Source organism: Nocardioides sp. (genome assembly GCF_035503875.1).
GTDB lineage: Bacteria > Actinomycetota > Actinomycetes > Propionibacteriales > Nocardioidaceae > Nocardioides.
Window position 1 is genome coordinate 1 of the sequence record NZ_DATJTA010000044.1, and the last position, 18,394, is coordinate 18,394.

The window sequence follows — 18,394 nt, forward strand, 5'->3', positions numbered from 1 at the left end:
GCTTCCGCGTCCCGGCCGGCCAGGCCTACGTCCCGATCGAGTCGCCCCGCGGCGAGCTCGGCGCCCACGTCGTCTCCGACGGCGGCACGCGCCCGTTCCGCGCGCACTTCCGCGACCCGTCGTTCACCAACCTCCAGGCCACCTCGGTGATGAGCGAGGGCGGCATGGTCGCCGACGTGATCGTTGCCATCGCCTCGATCGACCCCGTGATGGGAGGTGTGGATCGATGAGCGACTCCCGTATCCCCGGTGTCGACGACGGCACCACCGCGACCGGCGTCTCGACCACGCAGGTCGAGGCGGAGGCGCCGCTCGACCCCACGACGTACGCCGAGCTCGAGGAGATCGCCGCTCGCTACCCGCAGCCGCGCTCCGGCCTGCTGCCGATGCTCCACCTGGTGCAGAGCGTCGAGGGACGCGTGACCTCCCGAGGGATCGAGGCGTGCGCCGCGATCCTCGGCATCACCGCCGCCGAGGTCAGCGGGGTCGCGACCTTCTACACGATGTACAAGCGCCGTCCGGTCGGCGACTACCACGTCGGCGTCTGCACCAACACGCTGTGCGCGGTGATGGGCGGCGACGAGATCTTCGCCCGTCTGAAGGACCACCTCGACGTCGGCAACGACGAGACCACGGCCGACGGCAAGGTCACCCTCGAGCACCTGGAGTGCAACGCGGCCTGCGACTACGCGCCGGTCGTGATGGTCAACTGGGAGTTCATGGACAACCAGACCCCGCAGTCGGCGGTGGAGCTGGTCGACGACCTCCGCGCCGGGCGCGAGGTCACCTCCACCCGCGGTCCGCGCATCTGCACCTGGCGCGAGGCCGAGCGGGTGCTGGCTGGCTTCCCCGACGGACGCGTCGACGAGGGTCCGGCCGCGGGGCCGGCCTCGCTCGTCGGCCTCGGGATCGCCCGCGAGCGCGGCTGGAGCGCCCCATCCTCGGACGAGGGCGAGCCGGCCGCGACCGGGTCGACGGCCGACACCAAGACCGAGGCGGTCGCCCAGGCGGACACCTCACGTGCCGAGAGCGAGACGGTGGAGGAGAAGACGGAATGACCATGTCTCGACGTCCGCTCGCTGGCGCTCGCTGCTCGACAACCGTGTCTCGACGTCCGCTCGCTGGCGCTCGCTGCTCGACAACCGGAAAGGGGCACTGACGTGACGGACACATTGACCCCGGTGCTCACCGACAACTGGGACGCCGAGCGCGCCTGGACGCTCGCGTCGTACGAGCAGCGCGGTGGCTACGGCGCGCTGAAGAAGGCGCTCGGCATGGCGCCCGACGACATCATCACCGCCGTCAAGGACTCCGGTCTGCGCGGCCGGGGCGGCGCGGGCTTCCCGACCGGCATGAAGTGGTCCTTCATCCCGCAGGACAACCCGAGGCCGAAGTACCTCGTCGTCAACGCCGACGAGTCCGAGCCGGGCACCTGCAAGGACATCCCGCTGATGATGGCCAGCCCGCACACCCTGGTCGAGGGCGTGATCATCAGCTCCTTCGCCATCCGGGCCAACAAGGCGTTCATCTACATCCGCGGCGAGGTCCTGCACGTCATCCGCCGGGTGCAGGCCGCGGTCGCCGAGGCGTACGCCGCGGGCCACCTGGGGACGGACATCCACGGCTCCGGCTACGACCTCGACATCGTGGTGCACGCCGGTGCGGGCGCCTACATCTGTGGCGAGGAGACGGCGCTGCTGGAGGGTCTCGAGGGTCGTCGCGGCCAGCCGCGGCTGCGCCCGCCGTTCCCCGCGGTCGCCGGCCTGTACGCCAGCCCGACGGTCATCAACAACGTCGAGTCGATCGCCTCGGTGCCGAGCATCGTCGGCAACGGGGCCGACTGGTTCGCGAGCATGGGCACCGAGAAGTCCAAGGGATACGGCATCTTCTCGCTGTCCGGCCACGTGCAGCGCCCGGGCCAGTACGAAGCCCCGCTCGGGATCACCCTGCGCCAGCTCATCGACCTGGCGGGCGGGATGCGCGACGGCCACGAGCTGAAGTTCTGGACCCCCGGAGGGTCGAGCACCCCGCTGTTCACGGCCGAGCACCTCGACGTACCCCTCGACTTCGAGGGCGTCGCGGCGGCCGGGTCGATGCTCGGCACCCGCGCGCTGCAGCTCTTCGACGAGACGGTCTGCGTGGTCCGCGCCGTGCTCCGGTGGACGGAGTTCTACAAGCACGAGTCCTGCGGCAAGTGCACGCCATGCCGCGAGGGCACGTGGTGGCTCGTGCAGACGCTGGCCGCGCTCGAGCGGGGCGAGGGCAGCGAGGCCGACCTCGAGCTGCTGCTCGACCAGTGCGACAACATCCTGGGCCGCGCGTTCTGCGCGCTCGGCGACGGGGCGACCAGCCCGATCACCAGCTCGATCAAGTACTTCCGCGACGAGTACCTCGCCCACCTGACCCACGGCGGCTGCCCGTTCGACGCCGCGCGGTCGACCGCCTGGGCCGGACAGGAGGTGATGGCATGACGACCACGCCCGAGAAGACGGACGCTGCGGTCGACCTGGTCACCCTGACCATCGACGGGGTGCAGGTCAGCGTCCCGAAGGACACCCTGGTGATCCGCGCGGCCGAGCAGATCGGCGTGCAGATCCCCCGGTTCTGCGACCACCCGCTGCTCGCGCCGGTGGGCGCGTGCCGGCAGTGCCTGGTCGACATCCCCGACGCGGGCAACGGCCGCGGCTTCCCGAAGCCGCAGGCCTCCTGCACGCTGCCGGTCGCCGAGGGCATGGTCGTCAGCACCCAGGCCACCAGCCCGGTCGCCGACAAGGCGCAGCAGGGGATCATGGAGTTCCTGCTGATCAACCACCCGCTGGACTGCCCGGTCTGCGACAAGGGCGGCGAGTGCCCCCTGCAGAACCAGGCGATGTCCAACGGCCGGGGCGAGTCCCGCTTCGACGGGGTCAAGCGCACCTACCCCAAGCCCATCAACATCTCGGCCCAGGTGCTCCTCGACCGCGAGCGCTGCGTGCTCTGCGCGCGCTGCACCCGCTTCTCCGAGCAGATCGCCGGCGACCCGTTCATCGCGCTGGTCGAGCGCGGCGCGCTCCAGCAGGTCGGCATCTACGAGAAGGAGCCGCTGCAGAGCTACTTCTCCGGCAACACCATCCAGATCTGCCCGGTCGGCGCGCTGACCTCTGCGGAGTACCGCTTCCGCTCGCGCCCCTTCGACCTCGTGTCGACCCCGAGCGTGGCCGAGCACGACGCCTGCGGCTCCGCCATCCGGGTCGACCACCGGCGCGGCAAGGTCATGCGCCGCCTCGCCGGCAACGACCCCGAGGTCAACGAGGAGTGGATCACCGACAAGGACCGCTTCGCGTTCACCTACGCGCAGCTGCCCGACCGGCTGGGCTACCCGCAGGTCCGCGACGAGGACGGCGAGCTGCGCCCCGCCTCGTGGCCCGAGGCGTTCGCGGTCGCGGCCGCGGGCCTGCGGGCCGCCGGCGGCGTCGGCGTGCTCCCGGGCGGCCGGGTCACGGCCGAGGACGCGTTCGCCTACAGCGCCTTCGCCCGGGTCGCGCTCGGCACCAACGACATCGACTTCCGGGCCCGGCCGCTCTCGGCGGAGGAGGCCGACTTCCTGGCCTCCGACGTGGTGCTGACCCATCCGTCCGACGGCTCACCGACGTACGCCGACCTGGAGCGCGCGCAGACCGTCGTCCTCCTGGGCCTGGAGCCCGAGGACGAGGCGGGCGCGATCTTCCTGCGCCTGCGCAAGGCCAACAAGCACCACGGCACGCGGGTGCTCTCCGTCGCGCCGTACCGCTCGCGCGGGCTGCGCAAGATGGGCGGCAAGGTCGTCATCGCGGCGCCCGGTGCCGAGGCGGCGGCCATCACGAGCCTCGTCGAGCACGCCGAGCACGGCATCGACAGCACCGCGGTGCTGCTGGTGGGGGAGCGGCTGGCGACCTCGCCGGGCGCGCTCTCGGCGGCCGCCGCCCTGGCCCGCCGGACCGGCGCGAAGCTGGCCTGGGTGCCTCGGCGTGCCGGTGACCGCGGCGCGGTCGAGGCCGGCTGCCTGCCCAACCTGCTCCCCGGCGGACGCCCGGTGGCCGACCCGGCCGCCCGGGTCGACGCCGCCGCGAGCTGGGGCCTCGAGTCCTTGCCCGCCGGTCCCGGCCGGGACGCCGACGCGATCGTCGCCGCGCTGGTGGCCGGTCAGCTCGGCGGCCTCGTCATCGGTGGCGTCGACCCCGACGACACCGCCGACCCGGCCGCGACCCGCCTCGCGATCGAGGCGGCCTCGTTCGTCGTCGCCCTGGAGCTGCGCGAGACCGAGGTGACCCGGGCCGCCGACGTGGTCTTCCCCGTCGCCCCGGTCAGCGACAAGGCCGGCACGTTCGTCACCTGGGAGGGCCGCCCGCGGCCCTTCGAGGCGGTCTTCAGCAACCCGGGCTCGCTGCCCGACCTGCGGATCCTGGCCGGCATCGCCGAGGAGCTCAGCGCGCTGGGCACCGGTCGCCCGCTCGGCTTCCGCACCGTCGCCGACGTCCGGGCACGGATGGCCGAGATGGGTCCGTGGGACGGCCCCCGCACTGCCGCGCCCACCGTCGAGCCGTCCCCGGGCGCTCCGGCCGCGGGCGACGGCGTCCGGGTCGCGAGCTGGAAGCAGATGATCGACCAGGGCTCGATGCAGGACGGTGACGAGCACCTGCGGGCCACCGCCCGGATGCCCGTCGTCCGGGTGCCGGCGGCGATCTTCGAGCAGCACGGGCAGATGCTCACCCTCACCGGTGACCGCGGCTCCGTGACCCTTCCGGCGGTCATCAACAAGGAGCTGCCCGACGACGTGGTCTGGCTGCCGGCGAACTCCACCGGCCACGGCGTGCTCGCCGACCTGGCCTCGCCCGGATCGACGGTCAGCGTGAAGGGAGCGGGCGCGTGATCGCCTCGACGGCGGCCCTGGCCGCGGACGACACCAGCCTGGCGAGCTTCGGCAACGACCCCTGGTGGATCATCCTCATCAAGACCGTGCTGATCTTCCTGGTCCTGGTGCTGCTCACGCTGTTCAACATCTGGTGGGAGCGCCGGGTCGTGGCCCGGATGCAGCACCGGATCGGCCCGAACGTCAACGGCCCCTTCGGGCTGCTGCAGTCGCTGGCCGACGGTGTGAAGCTGGCGCTGAAGGAGGACGTGATCCCGAAGGCGGCCGACAAGGCGGTCTTCCTGCTCGCCCCGGTGCTGGCCGTGGTCCCGGCGTTCGTGACCTTCTCGGTGATCCCGTTCGGCCCCGAGGTCAGCTTCTTCGGCGAGACCACCCCGCTCCAGCTGACCGACATGCCGGTCGCCGTGCTGTTCGTGATGGCGATCGCCTCGATCGGCATCTACGGCATCGTGCTCGGCGGCTGGTCCAGCGGGTCGACGTACTCCCTGCTCGGCGGGCTGCGCTCGAGCGCCCAGATGATCTCCTACGAGGTCGCGATGGGCCTCGCGCTCGTCGCGGTGTTCCTGTACGCCGGCTCGATGTCGACCTCCGAGATCGTGGCCGCGCAGGACAACCTGTGGTTCGGCCTGATCCTCGCGCCGTCGTTCATCATCTACATGATCGCCATGGTGGGGGAGACCAACCGGGCGCCGTTCGACCTCCCCGAGGCCGAGGGCGAGCTGGTCGGCGGCTTCCACACGGAGTACTCCTCGCTGAAGTTCGCCCTGTTCTTCCTCGCCGAGTACATCAACATGGCGACGGTCTCCGCGCTCGCGACGACGCTGTTCCTCGGCGGCTGGCACGCGCCGTTCTGGATCGACCACCTCTACGCCGGCTTCAACGAGGGCTACTGGCCGGTGCTGTGGTTCTTCGGCAAGGTGCTGGCGTTCGTCTTCGTCTTCATCTGGCTGCGCGGCTCGCTGCCGCGGCTGCGCTACGACCAGTTCATGGCCTTCGGGTGGAAGCGGCTGATCCCGGCCGCGCTGCTGTGGATCATCGCGGTCGCGACGATCCGGGCCATCTCGCTGGACGACGGCATCGACCGGCAGTACCTCCTGATCGGGATCGGCGTGCTGGTCGCGCTCTTCCTGGCGATGTTCTTCTTCGCCGACGAGAAGGACGAGGACGAGCCCGCGGCGGTCGCGCCGCCGGCTCCGCAGCCCGGCGCCTTCCCGGTCCCGCCGATGCCGACCGGCGGTGCCGTCCGCGGCGCGGCGCAGCCGCTCACGTTCAGATCCAGTTCCACGGTCCCGGCCGGGACGACGGAGGAGAGATCCTGATGCCCACGTTGAAGGAGCAGTTCTGGGACCCGGTCGCCGGGTTCGGGGTGACGTTCCGGACGATGTTCAAGAAGGTCGTCACCGAGCAGTACCCCTTCGAGAAGCAGCCGACCGCGCCCCGCTTCCACGGCCGCCACCAGCTCAACCGCTGGCCCGACGGGCTGGAGAAGTGCATCGGCTGCGAGTTGTGCGCCTGGGCCTGCCCCGCCGACGCGATCTACGTCGAGGGCGCGCAGAACGTCGACAACGCGGACGGCTCCGGCCGGTTCAGCCCCGGTGAGCGCTACGGCCGCGTCTACCAGATCAACTACCTGCGCTGCATCCTGTGTGGGCTGTGCATCGAGGCCTGCCCGACCCGGGCGCTCACGATGACCAACGAGTACGAGCTCGCCGACGACAACCGCGCGGACCTGATCTACGAGAAGTCCGACCTGCTCGCCCCGCTGCTGCCCGGCATGGAGCAGCCGCCGCACGCGATGCGGCTCGGCGACGACGAGAGCGCCTACTACCGGGGTGCGACCGCGCGTCCCGAGACCGGCGAGGAGGCAGCGGAGTGAGTCCCGCGTTCTACGTCCTCGCGCCGATCATGGTGCTGGCGGCGCTCGGCATCCTCTTCGTCCGCAAGGCGGTGCACGCCGCCCTGCTGCTCGCGGTCGTGATGATCAGCCTCGCGGTCCTGTACGCCGTGCTCGAGGCGCCGTTCCTGTTCGCGGTGCAGATCATCGTCTACACCGGCGCCATCCTGATGCTCTTCCTGTTCGTGCTGATGCTGGTCGGCGTCGACGCCTCCGACTCCACGGTCGAGACGATCCGCGGCCAGCGGGTGCTGGCCGTGGTCGCGGGCCTCGTGCTCGGCGTGCTGCTCGCCACCGGCCTCGCCCAGATCTCCCTCGGCGCCGTGGTGGGGATGGACGAGGCCAACCAGGGCGGCAACGTCCAGCAGCTGGCGAACATCCTGTTCTCCCGCTACGTCTTCGCCTTCGAGGTGACCAGCGCGCTGCTGATCACCGCGGCGATGGGCGCGATGGTGCTGGCCCACCGGGAGCGGCTGACCCCGAAGGCGACCCAGCGCAGCCTGGCCGCCGACCGGGTGCGCGACTACGCCGAGAAGGGCACCCACCTCGGTCCGCTGCCGGCGCCCGGCGTCTTCGCCCGCCACAACGCGGTCGACACCCCGGCGCTGCTGCCCGACGGCACCGCCTCGTCTCTCTCCGTCTCGCGGGTGCTGGCCGCCCGGGGCACGGTCCGCTCCGCGCCCGCGCTGGCCGACGACATCGAGGAGGTCCAGCGCTCGCTGTCCGGCCTGCCCGGCGGCTCCGGCTCGGCCGCCGACACCTCCGCCGGATCGGGTCACAACACCGAGCAGGGCACGGGCATGCCGGCCAGCCAGGCCGGCGAGGCCGGTCTCGACGACCTGGCCCACGCCGCGGACGGGCCCGACCCCGCGAACGCGGCGGACCCGGACGGCCCGGACGATGTGGAAGGAGACCGCTGATGGACGACGTGACGCCGTACATCGTCCTGTCCTCGATCCTGTTCACGATCGGCTGCGTGGGCGTGCTGACCCGGCGCAACGCCATCGTGGTGTTCATGTGCGTCGAGCTGATGCTCAACGCCTGCAACCTCGCGCTGGTCGCCTTCGCCAAGCAGCACGGCAACCTCGACGGCCAGGTCGCCGCCTTCTTCGTGATGGTGGTCGCCGCGGCCGAGGTCGTCGTCGGACTCGCCATCATCATGACCATCTTCCGCACCCGTCGCTCGGCCTCGGTCGACGACGCGAGTCTGCTGAAGTACTAAGGAGCCTCGAGTGACGAGCCCGATGCAGCTCATCTCCCCTGCGCTGGCGGTGGACGGCGGCCACATCCCCGTGGTCGACCCCTCCGCCTCGACCGGGGTCTTCTCGCTGATGTGGCTGGTGGTCGCCCTGCCGCTCCTGGGCGCCGCGATCCTGCTGCTCGGCGGCCGCGCCACCGACCGCTGGGGCCACCTGCTCGGCACCGCGATGTCGCTCGGCTCCTTCGCGATCAGCCTGGCGATGTTCGTGGCCCTGACCGGTCGCGACGAGGCGGACCGTTCGATCTCCCAGCACCTGTACGACTGGATCGACGTCGGCGGCCTGCACATCGGGATGGACCTGCTCTACGACCCGCTGTCGTCGCTGTTCCTGCTGCTGATCACCGGCGTCGGCTCGCTGATCCACATCTACTCGATCGGCTACATGGCGCACGACCCCCGCCGGCGCCGGTTCTTCGCCTACCTCAACCTGTTCGTCGCGGCGATGCTGATGCTGGTCCTCGCGGAGAACTACGTGGCGCTGTTCCTGGGCTGGGAGGGCGTCGGCCTGGCGTCGTACCTGCTGATCGGCTTCTGGCAGCACAAGCCGTCGGCCGCGGCCGCCGCCAAGAAGGCCTTCGTGATGAACCGGGTCGGCGACATCGGCCTGGCCCTGGCGATCGCGCTGCTGTTCGTCACCTTCGGAACCACGAGCTTCACCGGGATCAGCGAGCTGTCCGCGGGCGCGTCCGAGAGCACCCTGACCGCGGTCGGCCTGCTGCTCCTGCTGGGCGCCTGCGGCAAGTCCGCCCAGGTGCCGCTCCAGGCCTGGCTCCTCGACGCGATGGAGGGTCCGACCCCGGTCTCCGCGCTCATCCACGCGGCGACGATGGTCACGGCCGGCGTCTACCTCGTCGTCCGCTCCAACTTCATCTTCGAGCTCGCCCCGCACGCGCAGACCGCGGTGGTCGTCGTCGCCACGGTCACGCTCCTGTGGGGTGCCGTGCTCGGCTGCGCCAAGGACGACATCAAGAAGGTCCTGGCCGGCTCCACGATGAGCCAGATCGGCTACATGATGCTCGCCGCCGGCCTCGGCGTCGCGGGCTACGCCTTCGCGATCCTGCACCTGCTGACCCACGGCTTCTTCAAGGCCAACATGTTCCTCGGGGCCGGCTCGGTCATGCACGGGATGAACGACGACGTCGACATGCGCCGGTACGGCGCGCTGCGGCACGCCATGCCGATCACCTTCCTCACCTTCGCGATGGGCTACCTCGCGATCATCGGGTTCCCGGGCTTCTCCGGCTTCTGGTCCAAGGACAAGATCATCGAGACCGCGCTCGCCGAGAGCTGGCTGGTCGGCCTGCTGGCCCTGCTCGGCGCCGGCGTCACCGGGTTCTACATGACCCGGCTGATGCTGATGACGTTCTTCACCGAGAAGCGCTGGAAGCCCGACGTGCACCCGCACGAGTCGCCCAAGGTGATGACGATCCCGCTGATCGTGCTCGCCGCGCTGTCGGTGGTCTCCGGCGTGCTCCTGCTCGGCGACTGGGTCGTCGACTGGCTCTCCCCGGTGGTCGGCCACGCCGCGCACCACGACCCGCCCGTCCCGGCGCTCGTCGTCACCCTCCTCGCCGTCCTCGTCGTCGCCTGCGGCGTCGCGCTGGCCTGGTTCCTCATCGGCAAGCGCGAGGTCCCGCTGACCCCGCCCGAGGACGTCTCGTTCGCCACCCGCGCGGCCCGCAACGACCTGTACGGCGACGCGATCAACGACACGCTGGTCGTCCGGCCCGGCGCCGCCCTGACCCGCGCGCTGGTCCGCATCGACGGCACCGGCGTCGACGGGGTGATGGCGGGCGGACCCGCCCAGGTCGCCGGCATCGCCGGGTTCCTCCGGCGTGCGCAGAACGGCTACGTCCGCACCTACGCCCTGTCCCTCCTCGGCGGCGTCCTCCTCGTCGTCATGGCCCTCCTGGCGGTGAACCTCTGATGGGCGAGTTCCCCTGGCTCACCGTGCTGATCGCGGTGCCCCTCGTCGGTGCCGTCGTGGCGCCCTTCCTGCCGAAGACCAACCCGGTGCTGGTCAAGCAGTTCGGGGTCGCGGTCGCCGTCCTCACCCTCGCGGTCGGCGTGGCGATCGCCGCGCAGTACGACGTCGACGGCGGCATGCAGCTCACCGAGACGCACACCTGGATCGAGGCGTTCGGTGTCCACTACGCCCTCGGCGTCGACGGGCTCGGCCTGCTGCTGATCCTGCTGACCGCGCTGCTGGTGCCGATCGTCCTGGTCGCCGGCTGGCACGAGGGCGACGAGCGGCCCGCGGCGTTCGTCGCCTGGACGCTCGCCCTCGAGGGGCTCTCGCTCGCGGTCTTCGCCGCCACCGACGTGTTCCTGTTCTACGTCGTCTTCGAGGCGACGCTGATCCCGGCGTACTTCCTCATCGGCGGCTTCGGCCGCGCCGGCCGCTCGGCCGCCGCGCTGAAGTTCCTGATGTTCCAGCTCGGCGGCGGGCTGGTGCTGCTCGGCTCGGTCGTCGGCCTGTACGTCGTCTCCGCTGACCAGGGCACGCCGTCGTACCTGCTCTCCGACCTCTCGGAGCTCGACATCTCCACCGAGGCGGGGCGCTGGCTCTTCGCCGGGTTCTTCATCGCGTTCGCGGTGAAGGCACCGCTGTTCCCGGTGCACACCTGGCTGGCCGACACCACCGAGAAGGCCACGCCCGGCACCAGCGTGCTGCTGGTCTGCGTGCTCGACAAGATCGGCACCTTCGGGATGCTGCGCTTCTGCCTGGGGCTCTTCCCCGAGGCCTCGCAGTGGGCCACGCCGGTCGTCGTCGTCCTCGCCCTGATCTCGATCGTGTACGGCGCGTTCGTGGCCATCGGTCAGGACGACGTGCTCCGCCTGATCGGTCTGACCTCGCTGAGCCACTTCGGGTTCATCACCCTCGGCATCTTCGTGTTCAGCACGCAGGGCGGCTCCGGCTCGATCCTCTACATGGTCAACCACGGACTCGGCACGGCCGCGCTGTTCCTGGTGGCGGGCTACCTGATCCGCCGCCGCGGCACCTCGCTGATCAGCGAGATGGGCGGCCTGGAGAAGGCCACCCCGGTGCTCGCGGGCCTGTTCCTGGTCGCCGGCCTGGCGACCCTGGGCCTGCCCGGCCTGAGCCCGTTCGTGTCGGAGTTCCTGGTGATCATCGCCGCCTTCGACTACCAGTGGTACGTCGGCGCGGTGGCGGTGACCGGCATCGTGCTGGCCGCCATCTACGTGCTGTGGATGTACCAGCGCACCATGACCGGCCCGACCGCCCCCGCCGTCGAGGGCACCCGCGACGCGAGCGTCCGCGAGGTCGCCGCCGTGGCCCCGCTGATGGCGGCGCTCGTGCTGTTCGGCTTCTACCCGGCGCCGTTGCTCGACGTCGCCAACCCGGCCGTGGAGTCGCTGCTCGTCCACGTGGGTGTGAGCGACGACGAACCCACCGTCCAACCCGGTGACGTACCGGCGCACGCCGAGGCGGAGGAGACACACTGATGGACTTCGTGAAGCCCACGATCGAGTACTTCGAGCTCTCGCCGCTGCTGATCGTCTTCGGCACCGCGATCCTCGGGGTGCTGCTCGAGGCGTTCCTGCCCCGCGAGCGTCGCTACCTCAGCCAGGTCGTGCTGGCCTCGGTCGGCCTGGTCGCCGCGCTCGTGGCCACCGTGTGGGTCGGCGTCGACCTGACCAAGGTCGGGGACGGGGCCGCCCGCGGCCTGGTCGCCGCCGGCGGCACGATCGTCGTCGACGGGCCGAGCATCTTCTTCTGGGGCCTGATCCTGGTCTTCGCGCTCGGCGGCGTCCTGCTGTTCGCCGAGCGTCGGCTCGAGGGCGGGGTGTCGGCGTTCGCCGGCCAGGCCGCCGCGCTGCCCGGCACCGAGGCCGAGCGCCAGGCGTCCACCCGCGGCCTGGACCACACCGAGGTCTACCCGCTGCTGATGTTCGCCGTCGGCGGCATGCTGCTGTTCCCGGCGTCGAACGACCTGCTCACCATGTTCGTGGCCCTCGAGGTGCTCTCGCTGCCGCTCTACCTGCTGTGCGGTCTCGCCCGCCGGCGCCGCCTGCTCAGCCAGGAGGCGGCGCTCAAGTACTTCCTGCTCGGCGCCTTCTCCTCCGGCTTCTTCCTGTACGGCGTGGCGCTGATCTACGGCTTCTCGGGCTCGATGCAGCTGGAGCGGATCGACGCGGCCGTGCGCGGCGACGTCGGGAACCAGACGCTGCTCTACATCGGCATGGGGATGCTCGCCGTCGGACTGCTGTTCAAGGTCGGCGCGGTGCCGTTCCAGTCCTGGACCCCCGACGTCTACCAGGGTGCGCCGACGGCGGTGACGGCTTTCATGGCGGCCGGCACCAAGATCGCCGCCTTCGGCGCCCTGCTCCGGCTCTTCTACGTCGCCTTCGGGGCGGACCGCTGGAACTGGCAGCCGATGATGTGGATCATCGCCATCCTGACGATGCTGGCGGGCGCGGCGATCGCGATCGTGCAGACCGACGTCAAGCGGATGCTGGCGTACTCCTCGATCGCGCACACCGGCTTCCTGCTGACCGGCGTCCTCGGCGTGCAGAGCGTCGCCGAGCTGTCCGACGGCGAGGTGACCTCGCTGCAGGCGGTGCTGTTCTACCTGACGACGTACGGCTTCGCGACGATCGGCGCCTTCGCCGTGGTGACCCTGGTGCGCGACTCGGGCGGCGAGGCGAACACGATCGACCGGTGGACCGGTCTCGGCCGGCGCTCGCCGCTGGTCGCCGGGGTCTTCGCCTTCTTCCTGCTCTCGCTGGCCGGCATCCCGCTGACGGCGGGCTTCGTCGGGAAGTGGGCGGTGTTCACGGTGGCGCTCTCGGCGGGGGCCTGGCCGGTGGTCCTCACGGCCATCGTGTCGAGCATCATCGCGGTCTACTTCTACGTCCGCTACATCCGGCTGATGTTCTTCGTCGAGCCGCAGGGCGAGGTGGCGAGCGTGACCAGCCCGTCGGTGCTGACGTCGGTGACGATCCTGGTCGGTGTCGTCGGGACCGTGGTCCTGGGCATCGTGCCCGGCCCTGTTCTCGATCTCGCGGCCCATGCTGGACAATTCATCAGGTGAGCCCAGCGCATGGCAGCAACCTCGCTCTCCCAGTGACCGATCCCGCCCTCGCAGAGCGGCTGTCAGCACGCCTGGTGGAGGTCGAGGAGGCTCTCTACGGCCACGTCCAGAGCCGGTTCCCGTACGTCACCGAGGCGGCCAGCCACCTGCTCGACGCGGGTGGCAAGCGCTTCCGCCCGCTGCTGGTGCTGCTCGCGGCCGAGGCCGGTGACCGGCCCGGCGCCGACGAGGTCGTCACGGCCGCCTGCGTCGTGGAGATCACCCACGTGGGCTCGCTGTACCACGACGACGTGATGGACGAGGCCGCGCTGCGCCGGGGCGCCGACTCGGCGAACGCCCGGTGGGACAACCTCGTGGCCATCCTGACCGGCGACTTCCTGTTCGCCCGGTCCTCCGAGCTGACCGCGACGCTCGGTGCCGACGCGGTCCGGATCCAGGCCGAGACGTTCACCCGGCTCGTCGAGGGTCAGATCCTGGAGACCGTGACCCCGGGGCCCGACGAGGACCCGCTGGCCCACTACCTCGACGTCGTCGCCGGCAAGACCGGCTCGCTGATCGCCACCTCGGCCCGCTACGGCGCCCGCTTCGGCGGGGCGAGCCCGGAGGTCGAGGAGGCGCTGGCGGCGTACGGCGAGATCGTCGGGTCGGCCTTCCAGCTCTCCGACGACATCCTCGACATCGCCTCCGAGTCCGCGGAGTCCGGGAAGACGCCCGGCACGGACCTGCGCGAGGGCGTGCCGACGCTGCCGGTGCTGATGGCGCGGGCCTCGACCGACCCCGCCGACGCGCGGCTCCTGGAGCTGCTCGACACCGACCTCACCGACGACGACCGGCACGCCGAGACGCTCGACCTGCTGCGCAAGCACCCCGCGATGGACGAGGCGCGCACCTACGTCGTCGCGCGGGCCGAGGAGGCCAAGGCGCGTCTCTCCGTGCTCCCCGAGGGCTCCGTCCGGTCCGCGCTGGAGTCCTTCGCCGACATCGTGGCGGTCCGCTCCGCCTGAGGCCCACGCGCATAGTCCCCGACGTTCTGCACGCCCGGGAGGTGCAGAACGTCAGGGACTATCGGCCCGGTCAGCGGTCGCGGTAGGCGACGACCACGCTGGGGCGCGGGAAGTCGTCGCTGTGCGGCCAGGTGCTGGCCGGCGCCTCGAAGGTCGCGCCGGTGATCTCGCCCGGGTGCTGGACGGCGAAGAACAACGACCGGCCGCCGTCGGCGATCAGCGGACCGCAGGCCTCGGCGCCGAGCGGGACGGTCAGGAACTGCTGCACGCGCCCGCGCTCGCGGCCGGCCACGGGCACCCGGAAGATGCCGTCGTTGGAGCCGAGCACGTTGCCGTCCGTGGAGACCCACAGGTTCCCCTGCGGGTCGAAGGTGACGTTGTCGGGGCAGCTGATCGGGCTCACCTGCGACTTGTCGTAGCCGCCGAAGTAGGTCTCCTGGGCGGCCGGGTCGCCGCACACGAGCAGCAGGTTCCAGGTGAACGCGACTGCGGCGTGGTCACCGCGCGCCGGGATCATCTCCAGGACGTAGCCGTTGCGGTTCCCGGACTGGGTCACGAGCGGCTGCCCGAGGGCCGGCCGGGTCTGCGAGGAGGTGATCGGGTTGGCCTCGTCCGCCGGCTGGGCGGTGCCGCGCCCGGAGTTGTTCGTGAGGGCGGCGTACACGCGGCCGTTGACGGGGTTCGGCTCGACGTCCTCGGGCCGGTCCATCCGCGTGGGCGACACCTGGTCGGCGGCCAGCCGCGTGTCGAGGAGTACGTCGGCGACGCTCATCCCGGGCACGTACGACGTCGTGTCGCTGGTCAGCGGCAGCCAGGTCCCGGTGCCGTCGTACTCCCCGTCGGCGGTGCCGTCGCCGGTCAGCCGGGCGACGTAGAGCGTCCCGTGCTCCAGCAGCCGCTTGTTGTGCGCGCGGGCGCCCGGGCGCTCGGAGCCGTCGTACCGGTCCCGGGAGACGAACTTGTAGAGGTAGTCGCCGCGCTCGTCGTCGCCGAGGTAGGCGACCGCGCGGCCGTTCCGGGCGATCGAGATGTTGGCGCCCTCGTGCTTGAAGCGGCCCAGCATCGTGTGCTTGCGCGGGGCCGAGCCGGGACGCAGCGGGTCCAGCTCGACGATCCAGCCGAAGCGGTAGGCCTCGTGCGGCTCGGTGCTCAGGTCGAAGCGCGGGTCGACGTCGGACCAGCCCCGTCCGGCACCGGTGATGCCGTAGCGGGCGAACGAGTCGGCGTACTCGGCCGGGATGCCGTCGGAGGCGTCGAAGTACTGGTTGAAGTTCTCCTCGCCGGAGAGCACCGTGCCCCACGGGGTCATGCCTCCGGCGCAGTTGTTGAGCGTGCCGTGGACGCGGGTGCCCGTCGGGTCCGCTGCCGTGCGCAGCCGCGGGTCGCCGGCCGCCGGGCCGGTCACCCGGAACTCCGTGTCGATGGTGACCCGGCGGTTGTGGCGGGCGTGGCGCGGGGGGACCTGCCGCCACGAGCCGGGCACGCGACCGCGCTCGACGGTCACCACGGACATGCCGTGGTTCTGCATCTCGATCCGAAGCTGGGTCGCGGCGTCGTACCGTCCCGTCGGGAACATCAGGGTGTTGGTCGTGTACTCGTGGTTGGCGACCAGCAGGGCGCGATCCCGGTCGACCGCGTTGCCGTGCCAGCCCCGTCGACGACCCCGGCGGCGCGTCGGCTGGGGGAGCTCGACCAGGCCGACGTAGTCGTTGTTGAAGCCGAACTGCCGTGCGGCGGCCTCGGGGGTCTGGCGATAGGGGTCGAAGGCGGGGGCGCCGGGCAGGACCGGGTCGCCCCAGCGGACGACGACGTCGTGGTCGAACCCGCGCGGGACGACGACCGCGTCGCGCCGGTTGGGCGCCACGGGGGTGAAGGCGACGCGGCCGAGCCGTCCCTCCACCTGGCGACGCGCGGCGTCGTCCGCGGCGGCGGGCGCCCCGGTCAGCCCGCCCAGCGCCACGGCGCCGGCCCCGATGCCGGCGCCCTTCAGCAGCGAGCGGCGCTGGACGACGCGGGCGACCTCGTCGCGCAGGTGGCGGTGGCCGGAGGTGTTGGGCTCGGGGCGGTCGCACGCGTTGCCGCACCTGAACAGGCAGGTCATCGCGTCCCGGGAGCCGTGCGGCCCGCTCGGCAGGAGGGGCAGGAGGTTCTGGTGGGGGGAGTTCATCTGGGGGTCCTTCGTCCGAGTCCGGTGGTGCTCGCACGCTAGGAGCGCCAGGTGATCCGGACGCGACCGACAGGTGAACGGATCAGACGGCCGTCGTGGCGGCGACCGTCAGCCGGAGCTGGCGCCGCCGGTGGTTGATCGCCTCGACGGTGAAGATGGCCAGCGCGATCCACACCAGCACGAAGCCCGCCCAGCGGCCGGCCGGCATGTCCTCGTGGAACCACAGGACGCCCAGCGCGAACTGCAGGATCGGCGCGAGGTACTGCAGCAGCCCCAGGGTCACCATCGACACCCGGGTCGCCGCCGCCCCGAAGCAGATCAGCGGGACCGCCGTCACGATGCCCGCGGACATGAGCAGCAGGGAGTGCCCGGCGCCGTGGCCACCGAACTCCGAGGCGCCGGTCGCCACGAGGTAGGCGAGGTAGGACAGGGCGAACGGGGCGATCAGGGCGGTCTCGAGGGCGAGGCTCTCCACGGCCCCGACGTTGGCGGTCTTCTTCGCCAGCCCGTAGGTGCCGAAGGTGACCGCCAGGACCAACGCGACGGTCGGCAGCCGTCCGTAGTCCCACGTCAGCACGCCGACCGCGGCGGTCGCGATGCCCATCGCGACCCACTGGAGGGGCCGCAGCCGCTCCCCGAGGATCAGCACGCCCATCAGCACCGTGACCAGGGGGTTGATGAAGTAGCCGAGCGAGGTCTCGACGACCCGGTCGTGCGTCACGCCCCAGATGTAGGTCGCCCAGTTGACCGTGATGATCGCGCCGGCCCCCGCGAGCAGCAGGAAGGTACGGCGGTCGCGCACCACCGCCCGGAACTGGGTGGTCCGGCGGAGCAGGAGGACCAGCAGGCCCATCGTGAGGGCGGACCACACCATCCGGTGGGCCAGGATCTCCAGGGACCCGGCCGGCTCCAGGAGGGGGAAGTACAGCGGGAACGCGCCCCAGATGACGTACGCCGCGACCCCCAGCCCCAGCCCGCCACGCGACTCCACCGGCTCAGCATAGGGTCGGGCCGGTGTGACGCCGTACCGAGTTTGTCGCGGCCGCCGAGCGGGCAGGGGATCCGACGTCCGTCTTTCGTTTGACCCTGAGGGGAACACTCGTCCCATGCGCACGCAACGTCTTCTGGCCGCCCTGCTCGGCCTCGCCCTCCTGGGGCTGACGCCGATCCTGGCCTCGCCGTCGGCCGTCGCGTCCTCCGGTTCGACCGGCGCGGCCACCGCCCTCGCCCCTGTCGCCCCGGCCGCGGCCCGGGCGAAGCTGCCCCGGCAGCTCAACGACCGCAGCGTTCGCCGGGGGAGTGCCTGGTTCATCAAGGGCCGGGTCACCCCCGAGGGTTCGCGCAAGGTCGTGATCATCAAGCGCAAGGTCGGCCCGCACAAGGCCTGGCGCACCTGGAAGCGGGTCCGCGCCGACCGCAAGGGCCGCTTCGCGGTGCGGATCGAGTTCCCGAGCAGCACCCGGTCGACCTGGTTCTACCAGGGGGCCGTCAAGAGCACGGCGAAGTACCGCGCCGCCCGCACCGACAAGATCTACACCGCCTGCCGCCGCCCGCGCTGCTGACGGACGGCACCGACAACGACACCGACCCGGCGCGAGTTCGCGCCGGGTCGGTGTGTGTTCGGGGTCGGGCCGGGGTCAGACGACGGTCCAGGTGTCGCCGCTGCCGATGAGGTTGGCGAGTCGTTCGTGGGCGGTGCCGGGGGTGGCCTCGCTCGCCGAGGCGACCTGGGCGCGGGCTTGGTCGTCGTAGGTGGGTCGGGCGACTTGGCGGAAGATGCCGATGGGGGTCTGGTTGAGGTAGCCCATCTCGGTGAGCCGGCTGATCGCGAACGCCTGGGAGGGGTCGGGGTTGTGGGCGTCGTGGACGAGCAGTGAGTCGGCGGGTACGTCGGCGGTGTCGATGATCTTGACGCCGCCGGTGCGGCTGTCGCGGATCAGGCCCTTGGTCCCGGCGGAGAAGGTGATGGGTTCGCCGTGGATCAGGGGGATGATCGCGTCGGCCTTGGTGTCGTTGTTCTTGATGGCGTCGAAGGCGCCGTCGTTGAAGATGGGGCAGTTCTGGTAGATCTCGACCAGGCTGGTGCCGCGGTGGGCGGCGGCGGCGGAGAGCACGGCGGTGAGG

14 protein-coding genes and 2 pseudogenes are annotated in these 18,394 nt (G+C 71.3%); 13 read left to right on the forward strand and 3 right to left on the reverse strand.

The features are described from left to right. From VMF51_RS10520 to VMF51_RS10575, 12 genes and pseudogenes are all read left to right on the forward strand, one after another. Nucleotides 1-230 (forward strand): annotated as a pseudogene (locus tag VMF51_RS10520) (NADH dehydrogenase subunit D); the annotation flags it as partial. After that, nucleotides 227-1,057 (forward strand): NADH-quinone oxidoreductase subunit NuoE, encoded by an 831-nt coding sequence (nuoE, locus tag VMF51_RS10525; RefSeq protein WP_325474378.1) that lies wholly within the window; start codon nt 227-229, stop codon nt 1,055-1,057. The pseudogene VMF51_RS10520 and the gene nuoE, both read left to right, overlap by 4 nt. A gap of 102 nt (nt 1,058-1,159) precedes the next feature. Then, nucleotides 1,160-2,470 carry an NADH-quinone oxidoreductase subunit NuoF gene (gene nuoF, locus VMF51_RS10530; RefSeq protein WP_325474379.1) on the forward strand — a complete coding sequence of 437 codons (1,311 nt, stop codon included), beginning with the start codon at nt 1,160-1,162 and terminating at the stop codon, nt 2,468-2,470. Then, the gene (locus tag VMF51_RS10535) at nt 2,467-4,887 is read left to right on the forward strand and encodes an NADH-quinone oxidoreductase subunit G (protein ID WP_325474380.1); all 2,421 of its coding nucleotides are present in this window, start codon (nt 2,467-2,469) and stop codon (nt 4,885-4,887) included. Before nuoF ends, VMF51_RS10535 begins: the two co-directional genes overlap by 4 nt. Then, complete coding sequence (gene nuoH / locus VMF51_RS10540) at nt 4,884-6,206, forward strand: NADH-quinone oxidoreductase subunit NuoH (protein ID WP_325474381.1); 1,323 nt, start codon at nt 4,884-4,886, stop codon at nt 6,204-6,206. The genes VMF51_RS10535 and nuoH overlap by 4 nt, the downstream gene beginning before the upstream one ends. Further along, on the forward strand, nt 6,206-6,763 hold the full coding sequence (gene nuoI, locus VMF51_RS10545; RefSeq protein WP_325474382.1) for an NADH-quinone oxidoreductase subunit NuoI: 558 nt from the start codon (nt 6,206-6,208) through the stop codon (nt 6,761-6,763). The genes nuoH and nuoI overlap by 1 nt, the downstream gene beginning before the upstream one ends. Then, on the forward strand, nt 6,760-7,701 hold the full coding sequence (locus VMF51_RS10550; RefSeq protein WP_325474383.1) for an NADH-quinone oxidoreductase subunit J: 942 nt from the start codon (nt 6,760-6,762) through the stop codon (nt 7,699-7,701). The genes nuoI and VMF51_RS10550 overlap by 4 nt, the downstream gene beginning before the upstream one ends. Beyond that, a complete protein-coding gene (gene nuoK, locus VMF51_RS10555) occupies nt 7,701-8,003 on the forward strand; it encodes an NADH-quinone oxidoreductase subunit NuoK (RefSeq protein ID WP_325474384.1) in 303 nt (100 codons plus the stop codon). The genes VMF51_RS10550 and nuoK overlap by 1 nt, the downstream gene beginning before the upstream one ends. A 109-nt stretch (nt 8,004-8,112) precedes the next feature. Continuing rightward, on the forward strand, nt 8,113-9,969 hold the full coding sequence (gene nuoL / locus VMF51_RS10560; RefSeq protein WP_325474391.1) for an NADH-quinone oxidoreductase subunit L: 1,857 nt from the start codon (nt 8,113-8,115) through the stop codon (nt 9,967-9,969). Next, a complete protein-coding gene (locus VMF51_RS10565; protein ID WP_325474385.1) occupies nt 9,969-11,510 on the forward strand; it encodes an NADH-quinone oxidoreductase subunit M in 1,542 nt (513 codons plus the stop codon). Before nuoL ends, VMF51_RS10565 begins: the two co-directional genes overlap by 1 nt. After that, on the forward strand, nt 11,510-13,099 hold the full coding sequence (nuoN, locus tag VMF51_RS10570) for an NADH-quinone oxidoreductase subunit NuoN (protein WP_325474386.1): 1,590 nt from the start codon (nt 11,510-11,512) through the stop codon (nt 13,097-13,099). The genes VMF51_RS10565 and nuoN overlap by 1 nt, the downstream gene beginning before the upstream one ends. A 32-nt stretch (nt 13,100-13,131) precedes the next feature. Then, nucleotides 13,132-14,103: a polyprenyl synthetase family protein gene (locus tag VMF51_RS10575; protein ID WP_325474387.1), complete on the forward strand. Its 972-nt coding sequence runs from the start codon at nt 13,132-13,134 to the stop codon at nt 14,101-14,103. Nucleotides 14,104-14,173: 70 nt separating this feature from the next. Here VMF51_RS10575 and VMF51_RS10580 read toward each other — a convergent pair whose 3' ends face one another. Beyond that, complete coding sequence (locus VMF51_RS10580; RefSeq protein ID WP_325474388.1) at nt 14,174-16,270, reverse strand: PhoX family phosphatase; 2,097 nt, start codon at nt 16,268-16,270, stop codon at nt 14,174-14,176. A gap of 82 nt (nt 16,271-16,352) precedes the next feature. After that, nucleotides 16,353-17,261, reverse strand: coding sequence for an EamA family transporter RarD (gene rarD / locus VMF51_RS10585; protein ID WP_325474389.1), 909 nt, complete (start codon nt 17,259-17,261; stop codon nt 16,353-16,355). A 115-nt stretch (nt 17,262-17,376) separates the two neighbouring features. On the opposite strand from rarD, the gene VMF51_RS10590 reads away from it, so the two are divergent. Beyond that, a complete protein-coding gene (locus VMF51_RS10590) occupies nt 17,377-17,832 on the forward strand; it encodes a hypothetical protein (protein ID WP_325474390.1) in 456 nt (151 codons plus the stop codon). Nucleotides 17,833-17,907: 75 nt separating this feature from the next. Here the strand turns inward: VMF51_RS10590 and VMF51_RS10595 are convergent. Then, a pseudogene (locus VMF51_RS10595) lies at nt 17,908-18,394 on the reverse strand (2-oxoacid:ferredoxin oxidoreductase subunit beta); the annotation flags it as partial.